15 protein-coding genes are annotated in these 15641 nt (G+C 69.9%); all 15 read left to right on the top strand.

Annotated elements, in window-relative coordinates; all coding sequences use genetic code 11:
• The 15 genes from RCH22_RS09655 (at position 1) to RCH22_RS09585 (ending at position 15534) form a co-directional block, all read left to right on the top strand.
• Positions 1-189: a hypothetical protein gene (locus RCH22_RS09655; RefSeq protein ID WP_327013789.1), complete on the top strand. Its 189-nt coding sequence runs from the start codon at positions 1-3 to the stop codon at positions 187-189.
• Between the two features lie 58 nt (positions 190-247).
• Positions 248-1048 carry a TlyA family RNA methyltransferase gene (locus RCH22_RS09650; protein ID WP_327015493.1) on the top strand — a complete coding sequence of 267 codons (801 nt, stop codon included), beginning with the start codon at positions 248-250 and terminating at the stop codon, positions 1046-1048.
• 4 nt (positions 1049-1052) lie between these two features.
• On the top strand, positions 1053-1973 hold the full coding sequence (locus RCH22_RS09645) for an NAD kinase (protein ID WP_134450153.1): 921 nt from the start codon (positions 1053-1055) through the stop codon (positions 1971-1973).
• Between the two features lie 93 nt (positions 1974-2066).
• Positions 2067-3779: a DNA repair protein RecN gene (gene recN, locus RCH22_RS09640; protein ID WP_327013788.1), complete on the top strand. Its 1713-nt coding sequence runs from the start codon at positions 2067-2069 to the stop codon at positions 3777-3779.
• Between the two features lie 14 nt (positions 3780-3793).
• The gene (locus tag RCH22_RS09635) at positions 3794-5536 is read left to right on the top strand and encodes a CTP synthase (RefSeq protein WP_327013787.1); all 1743 of its coding nucleotides are present in this window, start codon (positions 3794-3796) and stop codon (positions 5534-5536) included.
• Positions 5537-5539: 3 nt separating this feature from the next.
• Positions 5540-6178, top strand: coding sequence for an NUDIX hydrolase (locus RCH22_RS09630; RefSeq protein WP_327013786.1), 639 nt, complete (start codon positions 5540-5542; stop codon positions 6176-6178).
• Entirely contained in the window at positions 6175-7080 is a 906-nt protein-coding gene (xerD, locus tag RCH22_RS09625; RefSeq protein ID WP_327013785.1) for a site-specific tyrosine recombinase XerD, read from the top strand. The genes RCH22_RS09630 and xerD overlap by 4 nt, the downstream gene beginning before the upstream one ends.
• A gap of 115 nt (positions 7081-7195) precedes the next feature.
• Positions 7196-8113 (top strand): ParA family protein, encoded by a 918-nt coding sequence (locus RCH22_RS09620; protein ID WP_327015492.1) that lies wholly within the window; start codon positions 7196-7198, stop codon positions 8111-8113.
• Entirely contained in the window at positions 8097-8921 is an 825-nt protein-coding gene (locus tag RCH22_RS09615; protein WP_327013784.1) for a ScpA family protein, read from the top strand. Before RCH22_RS09620 ends, RCH22_RS09615 begins: the two co-directional genes overlap by 17 nt.
• On the top strand, positions 8911-9546 hold the full coding sequence (locus RCH22_RS09610; protein ID WP_327013783.1) for an SMC-Scp complex subunit ScpB: 636 nt from the start codon (positions 8911-8913) through the stop codon (positions 9544-9546). Before RCH22_RS09615 ends, RCH22_RS09610 begins: the two co-directional genes overlap by 11 nt.
• Entirely contained in the window at positions 9543-10331 is a 789-nt protein-coding gene (locus tag RCH22_RS09605) for a pseudouridine synthase (protein ID WP_134450161.1), read from the top strand. The genes RCH22_RS09610 and RCH22_RS09605 overlap by 4 nt, the downstream gene beginning before the upstream one ends.
• Before the next feature lie 32 nt (positions 10332-10363).
• Positions 10364-11446 carry a prephenate dehydrogenase gene (locus tag RCH22_RS09600; protein WP_327013782.1) on the top strand — a complete coding sequence of 361 codons (1083 nt, stop codon included), beginning with the start codon at positions 10364-10366 and terminating at the stop codon, positions 11444-11446.
• Between the two features lie 3 nt (positions 11447-11449).
• Entirely contained in the window at positions 11450-12142 is a 693-nt protein-coding gene (gene cmk / locus RCH22_RS09595) for a (d)CMP kinase (protein ID WP_327013781.1), read from the top strand.
• A complete protein-coding gene (gene der / locus RCH22_RS09590) occupies positions 12135-13646 on the top strand; it encodes a ribosome biogenesis GTPase Der (protein ID WP_327013780.1) in 1512 nt (503 codons plus the stop codon). Before cmk ends, der begins: the two co-directional genes overlap by 8 nt.
• A 253-nt stretch (positions 13647-13899) precedes the next feature.
• The gene (locus RCH22_RS09585) at positions 13900-15534 is read left to right on the top strand and encodes a hypothetical protein (protein ID WP_327013779.1); all 1635 of its coding nucleotides are present in this window, start codon (positions 13900-13902) and stop codon (positions 15532-15534) included.
• The last annotated feature ends 107 nt before the right edge of the window (positions 15535-15641 follow it).

Genomic DNA, 15641 nt, shown 5'->3' with positions numbered 1-15641 from the left:
GTGCAGCAGAACCCAGCGGACATCCCCCAGGGCGGCAGCCCCGACAATGTGACCATGGCGGACGAACTCCTGTCCCGGCTCGGAGACATCGGCGACCTGCCCCTCGAAGACCGCGCGGCTGCCTACGCGCAGCTGCACGAAGAGCTGCGCACGCATCTCGAGGGCGGCGACAGTGCACCCCGGTCCTGAGGCGAACGCGGACGCCGGGGCGGACTCCGTGTCCGAGGCTGAGCTTGTTTCCGAGCGGATGCCCGACCAGCGCCTCGACACGGCCCTCGCCGACCGAGGGCTCGTGCGTTCGCGCACGGTAGCGGCGCAGGTGATCGCCGGTGGCCTCGTGACGGTCGACGGCCAACCCGTCGTCAAGGCGTCCACCAAGGTGCGCGCCGACCAGGTGCTCTTCGTTGCCCCGACCGACCATTACGTCAGCCGCGGCGCCCACAAACTCATCGCGGCGCTCGATGCGTTCGACATTCCCGTCGCGGGCCGGACCGTGCTCGACGCGGGCGCCTCGACGGGCGGCTTCAGCCAGGTGCTCCTCGAACGCGGCGCCGCACAGGTGCTCGCCGTCGACGTCGGCCACGGCCAGCTCGCCCCCGAACTCGCCCACGAATCGCGCCTCGCGGCCGTCGAGGGGTTCAACCTGCGCTACGCGACGCCGGAAACGCTCGCCGCGGCATCCGGTGTCGACACCCGCCCCGACCTCGTCGTCGGCGACCTGTCGTTCATCTCCCTCCCGACCGTGATGCCTGCCCTTGTGGCGACGGCAGCGGAGGGCGCCGATTTCGTGCTGCTGATCAAGCCGCAGTTCGAGGTCGGCAAGGAGAGCATCCGCGAGGGCGTGGTGCACCGTCCGGCCCTGCGCGCCGACGCGATCGCCGGCGTGCTCTGGGCGGGCTGGGACCTCGGCCTCCGCACAAACGGCCTGATCGCATCCCCGATCGTGGGAGCCGCGGGCAATCGGGAGTATCTGTGCTGGATGAGCGCGCGGGTGGGCAGCAATCCGACAGAATGGATCGACCGCACAACGGCACTGGTGGGAGCGTGACGAGATGACTGCATCACCCCGGCACATCCTTGTCGTCGCGCATACCGGGCGCACGGACTCGCTCCGGGCCGCCGTGACCGTCTGCCAGCAGCTCCTCGCCTCCGACGCGACCCCCGTGCTCGCGCCCACCGAACTCACCGACATCCTCGCCGCCTGCCCCGAGCTCGACGGCCGTCTCGCCATCCTCGGCGAAACCGTGCAGGCGACCGAGCTCGAGCTCGTCATCGTCCTCGGCGGGGACGGCACCATCCTGCGCGCCGCCGAGGTCGTGCGTGGCTGCTCGGCGCCCCTGCTCGGCATCAACCTCGGCCACGTGGGCTTCCTCGCCGAGAGCGAACGCGATGACCTCGGTGAAGCCGTGCGCCGCGCCCTGCTCCGCGACTACCTCGTCGAGGAGCGCATGGCCCTCGCCGTCCGGGTCAAACTCGGCGACGAGGTCATCTACGAAACCTGGGCCCTCAACGAGGCAACGGTCGAAAAGGCGAGCCGTGAGCGGATGCTCGAAGTCGTCGTCGAGGTCGACGGCCGGCCGCTCTCCTCCTTCGGCTGCGACGGCATCGTGATGTCCACCCCGACCGGATCGACCGCGTACGCCTTCTCGGCGGGCGGCCCGATCGTCTGGCCGAGCCTCGACGCGCTCCTGCTCGTCCCGCTCAGCGCCCACGCGCTCTTCTCCCGCCCGCTCGTCGTTGGGCCGGACTCGTCGCTCGCCGTCGAGGTGCTCGCGCACTACGGCGGAGCCGCGGTGCTCTGCGCAGACGGCCGCCGGGTGCACGACCTGCCCGCCGGATCCCGCGTGATCGTTCGCCGCTCCCCGGTGCCGGTGCGCCTCGCCCGCCTGCACTCCGGCCCGTTCACCGACCGCCTGGTGAACAAGTTCAACCTGCCCGTCACGGGCTGGCGCGGACCGGTCGGACGTGAGTGAGCGCCGCGTGAGTGAGCGCCCCGTGAGCGAGTCCTGGGCGCCTCGCGCGAATGAGCCGCGCGTGACCAGGCCCGTCGCGGGGGAGGCCCGCTCGTGATCGAGGAACTCGTCATCCGCGACCTCGGCGTGATCAAGGAAGCCACCCTCCCGCTCGGCCCCGGCTTCACCGCCGTCACCGGCGAGACCGGCGCGGGCAAGACCATGGTCGTCACCGCACTCGGCCTGCTCCTCGGTGCCCGCGCAGACCCCGGCCTCGTGCGCCACGGCGCGCAGCAGACCTGGGTCGAGGGCCGCTGGCAGGTGGACGCCGACGGCACCGTCGCCGGCCGCGTGCGCGACGCTGGGGGAGACCTCGACGGCCCGGACCTCATCCTCAGCCGTTCGGTCTCGGCGGAGGGCCGCAGCCGCGCCATCGTCGGCGGCCGCAGCGCCCCCGCGAGCGTGCTCGGCGACCTCGGCGGCGACCTCGTCGTCGTGCACGGACAGTCAGACCAGGTCCGGCTCCGTTCCGCCGGAGCCCAGCGCGCCGCCCTCGACCGTTTCGCCGGCCCCGAACTCGGCCCGGTGCTCGCCGACTTCGAGACCCACTACCACCGCTGGCAGGACGACCGCGCGGAACTGGCCCGCCTCGTCACCGAACAGGACGAGCGCACGAGCGAGGCCGCCGACCTCCGCGCCGCCATCGACGAGATCGAGGCGATCGCCCCGCAGGCGGCCGAAGACGACGACCTCGCCGCCCGCGCCGAACGGCTCGGCAACCTCGAGGAACTCCGGCTCGCTGCCGCACAGTCCCGCGAGCTCCTCTCCGCGGAAGAGAACCCCGACGGGCTGCCGGATGCCGTCACCCTGCTCGACGCCGCCCGCCGGCAACTCGAACGGGCCGGCGACCATGACCCGGCCCTGTCTGAGCTCGCCCAGAGCCTCGCGAACGCCGGCTTCCTGGTGGCGGATGTCGCCGCGCAGCTTTCGAGCTACCTCGCCGGCCTCGACGCCGACGGTGCCAGGGAGCTCGAGATTGTGCAGGAACGCCGGGCCGTGCTGACCGGCCTGGCCCGCAAGTACGCCGGCGGCCTCGACGAGGCGATCGCCTTCCTCGACACCGGCAGCGCCCGCCTGCTCGAACTCGACGGGGACACCGACCGGATCGAGCAGCTCCGCGCCGACACCGAAGCCGAGCTGCTCGTCGTCGAGACGCTCGCGGACAAGCTCACCGGCATCCGCACCACGGCGGCCGCAGCCCTCGGCACCGCCGTCACCGCCGAGCTCAGCGCCCTGGCGATGCCCGACGCCGCCCTCGTCGTCGAGGTCGACAGCGGGGGAGAGCTCAGCATGCACGGCCGCGACCAGGTCGGCATCCTGCTGCGCCCGCACGCGGGCGCCGAACCGCGCACCCTCGCCCGCGGCGCCTCCGGCGGCGAACTGTCCCGGGTGATGCTCGCCATCGAAGTCGTGATCAACGCGACAGACCCGGTTCCGACCTTCGTCTTCGACGAGGTCGACGCCGGCGTCGGCGGCGCGGCCGCGATCGAGATCGGCAGAAGGCTCGCCCGGCTTGCCGAAACCGCCCAGGTCATCGTGGTGACCCACCTCGCCCAGGTCGCGGCCTTCGCGGGCAACCACCTGAGCGTCGTCAAGGACAGCGACGGTTCCGTCACCGAGTCGAGTGTTCGCCAGCTGACCGGCGACGATCGCGCCGCCGAAATGGCCCGGCTTTTGTCCGGCCTGCCCGACTCCGTGAGCGGCCTCGAACACGCCCGCGAACTGATGAACCTCGCGAGCACTGGCGGATCCACGAAGATCCGATGATAGAGTCGAAGCCCGTGGTGGAAAATAGAAACGCGGACAATTCAGACGGCACGACCAAGCACATCTTTGTGACTGGTGGTGTCGTTTCTTCATTAGGCAAGGGCCTGACGGCGGCAAGCCTCGGCAATCTCCTGACGGCCAGCGGCTTACGCGTGGTCATGCAGAAGCTCGACCCCTACCTCAACGTGGACCCGGGAACGATGAACCCGTTCCAGCACGGTGAGGTCTTCGTCACGGACGACGGCGCGGAGACCGACCTCGACATCGGCCACTACGAACGCTTCCTCGACATCAACCTCGACCAGGCCGCGAACGTCACGACCGGCCAGGTCTACTCGCAGGTGATCGCGAAGGAACGCCGTGGCGAGTACCTCGGCGACACCGTGCAGGTCATCCCGCACATCACCGACGAGATCAAGCGCCGGATGCGCCTGCAGGCGAGCGACACCCCCAAGCCCGACGTGATCATCTCCGAAATCGGCGGCACCGTCGGCGACATCGAATCCCAGCCGTTCCTCGAGGCCGCCCGCCAGGTGCGCCACGAACTCGGCCGCCAGAACGTGTTCTTCGTGCACGTCTCCCTCGTGCCGTTCCTCGGTGCGGCCGGTGAGCAGAAGACCAAGCCCACCCAGCACTCCGTCGCCGCGCTCCGCTCGATCGGTATCCAGCCCGACGCGCTCGTGCTGCGCAGCGACCGTCCCGTCTCCGACGCCAACAAGCGCAAGATCGCGCTGATGTGCGACGTCGACGAAGACGCCGTCGTCAACGCGCTCGACGTTCCGAGCATCTACGAGATCCCGACCATGCTGCACGACCAGGGCCTCGACCGCTACATCACGAACGCCCTCGGCCTCTCCGCCAAGCCGGTCGACTGGACCGGGTGGCAGAAGGTGCTCGACGCCGTGCGCGAGCCCAAGCACGAGGTCACGATCGGCCTCGTCGGCAAGTACATCGACCTGCCCGACGCCTACCTTTCCGTCACCGAAGCCCTCCGCGCCGGCGGCTTCGCCCACAAGACCAAGGTCCAGGTCCGCTGGATCGCCTCCGACGAGTGCGAGACCGACGAGGGCGCCACCCGCCTGCTCGGCGAGCTCGACGGCATCTGCGTTCCCGGCGGCTTCGGCGTGCGCGGCATCGAGGGCAAGCTCGGGGCTCTCCGCTTCGCCCGCGAGAACGGCATCCCCGTGCTCGGCCTCTGCCTCGGCCTGCAGTGCATGGTCATCGAATACGCCCGCAACAAGGCCGGCCTCACCGGGGCGTCCTCCTCCGAGTTCGACCCGGACACCGAGTTCCCCGTGATAGCGACCATGGAAGAGCAGGTCGAGATCATCGCAGGCGGCGACCTCGGCGGCACCATGCGCCTCGGCCTCTACCCGGCCGACCTCGCCGCTGGCTCCCTCGTCGCCGAGCTCTACGGGGCCCCCTCGGCCTCTGAACGCCACCGTCACCGCTACGAGGTCAACAACGCGTTCCGCGAGCAGATCGCGGATGCCGGCATGTGGTTCTCCGGGACCTCTCCCGACGGCCACCTCGTCGAGTACGTCGAGCTGCCGCGTGCAGAGCACCCGTTCTATGTCGGCACCCAGGCGCACCCGGAGCTCCGCTCGCGCCCGAGCCACGCGCATCCGCTCTTCCGCGGCCTGATCGGCGCCGCACTCGACCGCCAGCAGGCCAGTCGCCTGTTCGAGGTCAACGAAGGCACCGACACGGGCGACGAGACCGTCGACGTCGCTGCCGTCGTCGGCGCCGAGGCCTGAGCCGTGACTGAGCTCCTCGAAGACGAGGTCGCCTCCGCGGCGGTCTCCGAGTCCGATGTGGTCTTCGCCGGCCACGTCTGGGACATCCGCAAGGACACCTTCCGCTACGGCGACTCCGACATCGTGCGCGACTACGTCGACCACACCGGTGCCGTCGCCGTCTTCGCCCTCGACGAGGCCGACCGGGTGCTGCTGATCAAGCAGTACCGGCACCCCGTCGGCATGCGCGAGTGGGAGCTGCCCGCCGGACTCCTCGACGAGGCCAACGAGCATCCGGTCGAGGCGGCCAAGCGCGAACTGGGCGAGGAAACCGACTACGTCGCCGCCGAGTGGCACGTTCTGAGCGAGTTCTACACCTCGCCGGGCGGCAGCAACGAGGCCTTGCGCGTCTACCTGGCCCGCGGCCTCACCGCCGCGCCCGAGGTCTTCAACCGCACCGAAGAGGAAGCCGACATGGAGATCCGCTGGGTCCCCTTCGCCGACTGCCTCGACGCCGTGCTCGCACGCCGGGTGCAGAACCCCGCGCTCGTGATCTCGGTGCTCGCCGCGTTCGCCGCAAAGGAACGCAACTGGAGCACCCTCGGCGCCGCAGACCTGCCCTGGCCGCGGCACCCGAACAATTGGAATCACACCGGCCGATGACGGTCGCGGCGGCGGTCGAAGCGTTCCTGCGGCACGTCGCGATCGAGCGCGGGCTCAGCGCGAACACCGTCGCCGCCTACCGGCGCGACCTCGTGGTCTACGCCGGTTGGCTCGAGGCCGAGGGCCTCACCGAACCCGGTCAGGTCATCGCGCTGCACGTCTCCGCGTTCGTGCGGCATCTCGCCACCCGAGCCGAGTCGCCGCTCACGGCCGCGTCGATCGCCCGGATGCTGTCGACCGTGCGCGGACTGCACCGGTTCCTGCTCGAGGAATCCCTCGTCGACGCGGACGTCGCCCACGACGTGAAACCGCCGAAGCTCGCGACCCGGCTGCCCAAAGCCATCAGCATCGAACAGGTGACCCTTCTGCTCGCCGCGACCGACGGCGAGGACGTTCACCAGCTGCGCGACAAGGCGCTCCTCGAACTTCTCTACGCGACCGGCGCCCGCATCTCCGAGGCCGTCGACCTCAACGTCGACGACGTGCTCGACCTCGACGTCGTACGGCTCACCGGCAAGGGCGACAAGCAACGCCTGGTTCCGGTCGGCAGCTTCGCCCGTGCGGCCGTTGAGGCCTACCTGGTGCGGGGGAGGCCCCTGCTCTCCGCGCGCGGCCCTGCGACCCCGGCGCTCTTCCTCGGCCTGCGCGGCCGGCGCCTCGGCCGCCAGAACGCCTGGCTCCTGATCCGCGCCGCCGCCGAGCGCGCCGGCCTCGAGGGCCACGTCTCGCCGCACACCCTCCGGCACTCCTTCGCGACGCACCTCCTCGCCGGCGGCGCCGACGTGCGCGTCGTGCAGGAACTCCTCGGCCACTCCTCCGTCTCGACGACCCAGCTGTATACCCTGGTCACGGCGGACACCCTTCGCGACATGTACACCACGGCGCACCCGCGCGCCCGCTGAGCCCGCTGAATCATCTGAATCCGCGGCATCCGCAGCATCAGGCGGATGCGGAACCGCGGCTTCCCGGCGATCCTTGCGGAAGGGCGCCGATCGGCTCGCTACACTCGACTGAGTGATGGGTGCAGGACGGAACGAGGACACCGGAGTGAAGCGCGAAAAAGCTGACCGGACACTACTCCCCGGATTCGAGGACGTGGTCGTCGGTGCGACCGGACGGCCGAAACACGAATTCGACGAACCCGCGCCGCTGAAAAGCCACGGCCCCGCGCGCATCATCTCGCTTTGCAACCAGAAGGGCGGCGTCGGCAAGACGACGACCACCATCAACCTGGGTGCCGCACTCGCCGGCTACGGCCGCCGCGTGCTCGCGATCGACTTCGACCCCCAGGGCGCACTCTCCGCGGGCCTCGGCATTCCCACGCACGACCTGCCGACCGTCTACGACCTGCTGCTCGGCAACAAGTACACCCCGGCCGAGGTCATCCAGAAGACCGCCGTCGAGAACCTCGACATCATGCCCGCAAACATCGACCTCTCCGCCGCCGAGGTGCACCTCGTCAACGAGGTGGCCCGCGAGCAGATCCTCGCCCGGGTGCTCCGCAAGGTCTCCGCCGATTACGACGTCATCCTGATCGACTGCCAGCCCTCGCTCGGTATCCTCACCGTCAACGCCCTGACCGCGAGCCACGGCGTGCTCATCCCGCTCGAGTGCGAATTCTTCGCCCTGCGCGGCGTCGCCCTCCTGATCGAGACCATCGACAAGGTGCGCGACCGCCTCAACCCCGCGATCGAACTCGACGGCATCCTCGCGACCATGTTCGACTCGCGCACCCTGCACTCCCGCGAGGTCCTCGAGCGCGTCGTCGACGCCTTCGGCGACAGCGTGCTCGAAACCGTCATCGGCCGCACGGTGAAGTTTCCAGACGCGAGCGTTGCCGGGGTGCCGATCACCGAGTTCGCGCCGGAACACGCGGCCGCCAAGGCCTACCGCCAGGCGGCGCGGGAACTGATCCAGCGTGGCGCTGTCGCCTGACACCGTCCCCTCGCGGACATTCTCCGTCGCCCTGGGCAACTTCGAGGGCCCGTTCGACCTGCTGCTCTCCCTGATCGGCAAGCACGAACTCGACATCACCGAGGTGTCGCTCAGCCGCGTCACCGACGAGTTCATCGCCCACCTCAAGGGGCTCGACCAGGCCGAGGAACTCGACCAGGCGAGCGAATTCCTCGTCGTCGCCGCGACCCTGCTCGACCTCAAGGTTGCCGGGCTCCTGCCGCAGGGCGAGCTCGTCGACGCCGAGGATGCCGCGCTGCTCGAGGCCAGGGACCTGCTCTTCGCGCGGCTCCTGCAGTACCGCGCCTTCAAGACCGCCTCGGCCTGGTTCCTCGGCCGGATCGAGGTCGAGTCCGGCCGGCACGTGCGTTCCGTGCGCCTCGAGGACAAGTTCCGGCAGCAGACCCCGGAACTGGTCTGGACGCTCTCCCTCGCCGACTTCGCCGCCCTCGCCACCCGGGCGCTCACCCCGCGGGAGGTACCCACCGTGGGGCTGGACCACCTGCACGCGCCGCTGGTCAGCATCCGTGAGCAGGCGGCCTGGCTCGTCGGGATGCTGCGCTCGGGCGACACGCTCACCTTCCGTGAACTCATCGCCGACGTCGAACTGACCGGCGTGATCATCGCGCGATTCCTCGCCGTGCTCGAGCTCTACCGGCGCGGCTTCCTCTCCTTCGACCAGCTCGAACCCCTCGGCGACCTCAGCCTGCACTGGAGTGCCGCGTCCTCTCCGGACGAGTCCTGGTCGGACGACACCCTCGCGAACCTCGGAGCGGACTATGACAACTGACACCCTGGCCGGCCCCGGCGCGACCCGTACGCCCAGCGCAGCGCCTGCACCCGGCAGCGCACTTGCGGTCGAGGCCGCCGCCCTCGACCGCTCCCTCGAGGCGATCCTGATGGTCGCCGACGAACCGCAGAGCCTGCTGCACCTCGGCACCGCGCTCCGCAGGCCGTTGAGCGACGTGCGTCGCTCGATCGCCCGGCTCGTTTCCGACTTCGACGGCACGGCCGGTACCGTGCGCCGCGGCTTCGAGTTGCGCGAGGTCGCCGGCGGCTGGCGCATCTACGTGCGACCGGAACACGACGCCGCCGTCGCCGACTTCGTGCTCACCCAGAACCCGAGCAAACTGTCTCAGGCGGCCCTCGAGACCCTCGCGGTGATCGCATATAAGCAACCGATCAGTCGCGGGGCGGTAGCCTCAATCAGGGCCGTTAACGTGGACTCGGTCGTACGCACCCTCGTGGGGCGCGGCCTGATCACCGAGGTCTTCACCGATAGTGAGACCGGTGCGATCAACTACGGCACCACGAACTTGCTGCTCACACAGCTGGGAATCAACTCGCTCGACGAGTTGCCCTACTTATCGCCCCTGCTCGCAGACGGCGCAAATGGATTTGAGGATTCACCATGACAATCGACCCCCAGGGCACGCCCACCAACCCGGAAGCCGCCGCGGACGGCGTGCGCCTGCAGAAGGTGATGGCCTCGGCCGGTGTCGCCTCCCGCCGGGTCTCCGAAGACCTGATCGCCGCGGGCCGGGTGCGCGTGAACGGCAAGGTCGTCACCGAACTCGGACGCCGCATCCACCCGGACCACGACCAGATCATGGTCGACAACGTCGCCATCCAGCTCGACACCAGCCGCCGCTACGTGATGCTCAACAAGCCCGTCGGCGTCGTCTCGTCGATGCAGGACGAGAGCGGCCGCCCCGACCTGCGCGAATTCACCGAGCAGTTCGAGGAGCGCCTCTTCAACGTCGGCCGCCTCGACGCGATGACGAGCGGCCTGCTCATCCTGACCAACGACGGCGACCTCGCCCACATCCTCGCGCACCCCTCCTTCGGCGTGATGAAGACCTATATCGCCAAGGTCGAGGGCCGCGTCACCGCGCAGACCATCCAGTTGCTGCAGACGGGCATCGAGCTCGACGACGGCCCGATCAACGCCGACAAGGCCCGGATCCTGACGAGCCCTCCCGGCGACGGCTTCAGCCTCGTCGAGCTCACCCTGCACTCCGGGCGCAACCGGATCGTGCGCCGGATGATGGAGGCCGTCGGCCACCCGGTCGTCGACCTCGTCCGCCGCCAGTTCGGGCCCCTGCACCTCGGCACCCTGCGGGCCGGTGACCTGCGCGACTTGACTAAGGTTGAACTCGGTCAGCTGCTCACGATTTCGCGGGCGGACACCGAATACTAGAGGCACAACACGCACGAAGTCAGGAGACACCCGTGGTCGAAAGTCGCCTGATCGGGCCCGTGCGCGTCGTCGGCACCGGGCTGCTCGGCACGAGCATCGGCCTCGGCCTCCGCGCGCGCGGCATCGAGGTCATCCTCGCCGACGCCTCGCCGACGAACCTCAGCATCGCGATCGACTACGGCGCCGGCCGGGCGGCCCTGACCGGCGACCGGCCGCAGCTCATCGTCGTGTGCGTGCCGCCGGACGTGACCGCCGAGATCGTCGCCCGCGAACTCGAGTCCTTCCCCGACGCCATCGTGACGGATGTCGCGAGCGTCAAGCTCGCGCCCCTCGCCGAACTGCGTGCGTGCGGCGCCGACATCTCCCGCTACATCGGCTCGCACCCCCTCGCCGGCCGCGAACGCGGAGGACCCCTCGCGGGACGCGCCGACCTCTTCCTCGGCCGGCCCTGGGTCGTCGCCGCCCACGACGGCATCAGCTACCAGCAGGCCACCGCGATCGACGACCTCATCCTCGACCTCGGCGCGACCCTCGTGGAGATGAGCCCGGAGGACCACGACCGCGGCGTCGCCCTCGTCTCCCACGTGCCCCAGGTCGTGTCGACCCTGATGGCCCGGCGTCTCACGGATGCCCCCGCCGCGTCCCTCAACCTCGCCGGCCAGGGCCTCCGCGATGTGACCCGCGTCGCCGCGAGCGACCCCGAACTGTGGGTGCAGATCCTCGGCGCGAACGCCGCCCCGGTGCGCGAGATCCTCACCGCGTACCGCGACGACCTCGACCGCTTCATCACCGCCCTCGCCGACCCGGCGGCCCCCGGCGCCCGCCGCCGCGTCGCCGAAGAACTCGCCGGCGGCAACGCCGGCGTCTCCCGGCTGCCCGGCAAGCACGGCCACGACCGCCGCTTCGTCTCCCTGACCGTCATGGTCGACGACAAGCCCGGCCAGATCGCCCGGCTCCTCAACGAGATCGGCGCCCTCGGCGTCAACGTCGAAGACCTCCGGCTCGAGCACTCACCCGGCGCGGAACTCGGCCTCGCCGAGATCTCCGTGCTCCCAGAGGCCGTCACCCGCCTCACCGAAGAGCTGGCCGCACGCGGCTGGCGGATTGCCGGCTAGCACATGACTGCATCCACGCATCCGCTCGTCGTCGCCATCGACGGACCGGCCGGAAGCGGCAAGTCGAGCGTCAGCCGCGCCGTCGCCCGCCGCCTCGGCTTCGGCTACCTCGACACCGGCGCCGCCTACCGCGCCCTCGCCTGGTTCGTGCGTGACCGCGCCATCGACCCCGCAGACACGGATGCCGTCATCGGCGCCCTGCCCGGCTTCGACTATGCGATCGGCACAGACCCCGACGACCCGGCCGTGAGCGTCGGCGCGGACGACGTCACCGAGGCCATCCGGGAGCCGGCCGTCTCGGCGATCGTGAGCGCCGTCGCCCGCATCCCCGCCGTGCGCGCCCACCTCACCTCGCTGTTCCGCAGCATCGCAGCGGGCGTCGACCGGCCAGGGATCGTGGTCGAAGGCCGGGACATCACGACCGTCGTCGCACCGGAGGCGGAGGTCCGGATCCTGCTCACGGCATCCGAACAAGCTAGAATGGCTAGGCGCTCTGCGGAAATATCGACTCAATCGGCTCAAACCGTGGCAGATCAGTTGCGATCGAGGGATCGCGCCGACTCACAGGTCGTCGAATTCATGAGCGCCGCAGACGGTGTGAACACCGTCGACTCCACCCATCTCGACTTCGAACAGACCATTGGCGCGGTCATCGAGGTCATCAACACACGTACCGCGAGGACCTCGCATGACTAACGAATACGACGAAACACTTCCCGATCTCGACCCCGACCTCGGGGCAAGACTGGACGACATCGACGACGACCTGGCGACACAGCGCGCCGCCGCCCTCCGCACCGGGCTCAACGACTACGACCTCGACGACGAGGACTTCGACGTCCTCGACTCGGTGACGGATGACCCCGACGCGATCACCTACCTCCCGGCCCTGCCGGTCATCGCCATCGTCGGCCGCCCGAACGTGGGCAAGTCGGCGCTCGTCAACCGCATCCTCGGCCGCCGTGAGGCCGTCGTGGAGAACACCCCCGGCGTCACCCGCGACCGCGTCACCTATAAGGGCGAATGGCACGAACGCAAGTTCAGCATCGTCGACACCGGCGGCTGGGAGCCCGACGCCAAGGGCATCGACGCCTCCGTCGCCATGCAGGCCGAACTCGCCATCGAGTTGTGCGACGTCGTCATGTTCGTCGTCGACTCCAACGTGGGCCCGACCTCGACCGACGAAGCCGTCGTGCGCCTGCTCCGCAAGGCCGGCAAGCCGGTCTTCCTCGTCGCCAACAAGGTCGACGACGTGCGCCAGGAGCCCGAATCGGCCAACCTGTGGTCGCTCGGCCTCGGCCAGCCGTGGCCCGTCTCGGCCCTGCACGGCCGCGGCGTCGCCGACCTGCTCGACGCGATCCTCGAGAAGCTCCCCGAGATCTCCGCCGTCGCCAAGCAGGAAGTCGGCGGCCCCCGCCGCGTCGCCATCCTCGGCCGCCCGAACGTCGGCAAGTCCAGCCTCCTGAACAAGGTCGTCGGCGAAGAGCGCGTTGTCGTCAACGAGCTCGCCGGCACCACCCGCGACCCGGTCGACGAGCAGGTCGAGCTCGGCGGCAAGGTCTGGCGCTTCGTCGACACCGCCGGCATCCGCCGTCGCGTGCACCTCTCCCAGGGCGCCGACTTCTACGCCTCGCTGCGCACGAGCGCCGCGCTCGAAAAGGCCGAGGTCGCCGTCGTGCTCATCGACGTGACCGAGGTCATCTCCGAGCAGGACGTGCGCGTCATCGACCTCGTCCTCGAATCCGGCCGCGCCCTCGTGCTCGCCTTCAACAAGTGGGACCAGATCGACGACGACCGTCGCCGCTACCTCGAGCGCGAGATCGAACTCGACCTCGCCCACGTGGCATGGGCCCCCCGCGTAAACATCTCGGCCAAGACCGGCCGCCACATGGAGAAGCTCGTCCCCGCCCTCGAGGTTGCCCTCGAGTCGTGGGACACCCGCGTCGCCACCGGCAAGTTCAACGCCTTCCTGGCCGAACTCGCCGCCGAGCACCCGCACCCCGTGCGCAGTGGCAAGCAGCCGCGCATCCTGTTCGGCACCCAGGCCTCGAGCCGCCCGCCGACCTTCGTCATCTTCACCACCGGGTTCCTCGACCCGGGCTACCGTCGCTTCATCCAGCGTCGCCTCCGCGAGGTCTATGGCTTCGAGGGCAGCCCGATCAACATCAGCATGCGCGTCCGCGAGAAGCGCAAGCGCTAAGCAGTCGTTCCAGGCGCGACCTGACGCATGCGTCGCCATTCCCCCCGCGGGGAGGCGACGCATCCGTCGTTTAAGCGCTCATTTCGGTTGTCGTGTCGACAGGCGGCAGCGGATGCGCTTCGCCCCGAAGCGGGGACTGTCGCCCACCCGGCGCCTGCTCTACATTCGGGCTAGCGCCCTTGCGGCGCCACACGTGTCGGATCCCCGCCCGAATCGGGGATTTCGTCATTCAAGCCTTACCCGAGGATTATCCATGCATACGAAGTTCCCTGCTTCGCTGAGCCGAAAACGTTTCGCCGCACGAACGGTGCCGACCGCGGCACCACTCGCGTCGACCGCACCACCGGATGCCCGCATCGCGCCGCCCGACGTCCGATCATCGCGCCGAAGCGTCTCCGAGATCGCCTGCGGTCGCGCCGCCATCTTCGCCGTGGCGGTCTGCTGGGCTGCCCTGCTCGCCGTCGTCATCCTCCGGCAGACGGGAATCGACGACGCGCCCTGGTCGATCCTCGACCGCGCGCTGTCCGTGGCCGGCGCGACCCTGTGTGTGATCGCGCTCCTCTGCTACCTCGCTGCACGCCAGGGCGCCCTGATCCGGCTGAACGAGCACGTTCGGGTTCCGCGCAGGGAACTTGAGCGTCACTTCACCGCACGCCAGGAGGCCCTGACCGTACTCGTCGCCGCTGGCGACAGCGCGGGTGCCAGAACGGGGTCGCACGCCCTGCGCGCGTCGCTCTGGTCCGCCGCCCTGCAGGAATACCCGACCCTTCGGGTCGTGCTGCTGCTCGACGCCACCTCAGAGCCGAGCGCTCAGGCCGAGGCCCTGATGATCGTTCGCCGGCTTACCGATGCCCTGGCCGAACCACGCGCCCGGTTCGAGGATGCCCTGTTCGTGCTGGAGCTCGAACTCGCCTGGGACCACGACGCGACCGACGTCCACGAGGTGGCCGAAGACCTCATCGACGGCCTCGCCGCCGACTACCGCTGGGCCGTCGCCTGGCTGGCCCGGCAACGCCTCGATGAGGCCGTCACCGACCCGTCGAGCGCCGTCTTCAGCACGCACATCCTCGGCGGTCCCGCCGCCGCCTTCGCCAGCATCGCGGCGGACCTCGACCGGGCCATCTCCGAGCACATCCCGCAGACCCCCGAGCGGATGCTGCGCCTCCAGCGCCGCCTCGCCTGGACGTTCTCCGCCGAACTGGACATCTTCGACGGCAGCCTCGCCGGCTACGTGGACCAGATCGGTGCCACTTCCACCGCTGATGTCTCCGAGACCGACTACCTGCTCACCCTCGGGCCGGACGCCCAGCTCCTCAGCGACTACGGCCTGCGCTCGATCTACTTCCTGGACGAACCGGAGCACCGCGGTGTCGCCGTGGTCCAGACCCCGTCGTTCCCGCAGGGCGGCCAGTGCACCGGGCGATTCTTCCCGGGGATCCGCAGCCTCCTGCACCGCGGTGCGTCCCGGTATGGGGCCTCCTTCTGGGTCGGGTCCACCGCGCTCATCCGCACGAGTGCCCTCGGCGACTTCCGTGGCGGTCGGGCCGGGGGAGTGGCGGCCCTGCCCACCGAAGCGGATGCCCCCCGCGGCGTGGCCGCGCCGGCCCGCGCCGCGTCCGGGCCGGCCTCACCGGCCTCACCGTCCGCACCCGGCTCGGTCTCCGCGGTCGACCTGGGCGTGCACGGCTGGACTCTCGCGAATTTTCCGGAGCGCCTCAGCTTCAGCCCCCCGGCCCCCGGATTCGGTTCGGTCATCGTGCAACACCGCCGTCCGCTCCTCGGCGACGCCGTTCTGCTGCCCCGGATATGGCGGCAGCTGCGCCGTGAGTTCAGGGCCGGGCGGTCCGCTGGCGGGAGCCGTCGTTCGCCCCGGTGGGCGCCGCGCTGAGGGACGGGCGCCGCCGGGCATCCGTTGTGCGCACAAGAGGTCGCCGGAGGCGGTAAGCTTTCTAAGTTGTCTCCTGCAGAATGCGCTTCTCGAAGTGTGTTGGCGGA

The organism is Cryobacterium sp. GrIS_2_6 (assembly GCF_035984545.1).
In the GTDB taxonomy this organism is placed as follows: Bacteria; Actinomycetota; Actinomycetes; order Actinomycetales; family Microbacteriaceae; genus Cryobacterium.
This window is presented reverse-complemented; position numbering and strand designations above follow the sequence as displayed.

Coding starts and splice junctions, on each gene's coding strand:
- xerD (WP_327013785.1), top strand. CDS start 6,175: ATGACGGTCGCGGCGGCGGTCGAAGCGTTCCTGCGGCACGTCGCGATC.
- RCH22_RS09605 (WP_134450161.1), top strand. CDS start 9,543: ATGACAATCGACCCCCAGGGCACGCCCACCAACCCGGAAGCCGCCGCG.
- cmk (WP_327013781.1), top strand. CDS start 11,450: ATGACTGCATCCACGCATCCGCTCGTCGTCGCCATCGACGGACCGGCC.
- RCH22_RS09585 (WP_327013779.1), top strand. CDS start 13,900: ATGCATACGAAGTTCCCTGCTTCGCTGAGCCGAAAACGTTTCGCCGCA.
- RCH22_RS09645 (WP_134450153.1), top strand. CDS start 1,053: ATGACTGCATCACCCCGGCACATCCTTGTCGTCGCGCATACCGGGCGC.
- der (WP_327013780.1), top strand. CDS start 12,135: ATGACTAACGAATACGACGAAACACTTCCCGATCTCGACCCCGACCTC.
- RCH22_RS09610 (WP_327013783.1), top strand. CDS start 8,911: ATGACAACTGACACCCTGGCCGGCCCCGGCGCGACCCGTACGCCCAGC.
- RCH22_RS09650 (WP_327015493.1), top strand. CDS start 248: ATGCCCGACCAGCGCCTCGACACGGCCCTCGCCGACCGAGGGCTCGTG.
- RCH22_RS09620 (WP_327015492.1), top strand. CDS start 7,196: ATGGGTGCAGGACGGAACGAGGACACCGGAGTGAAGCGCGAAAAAGCT.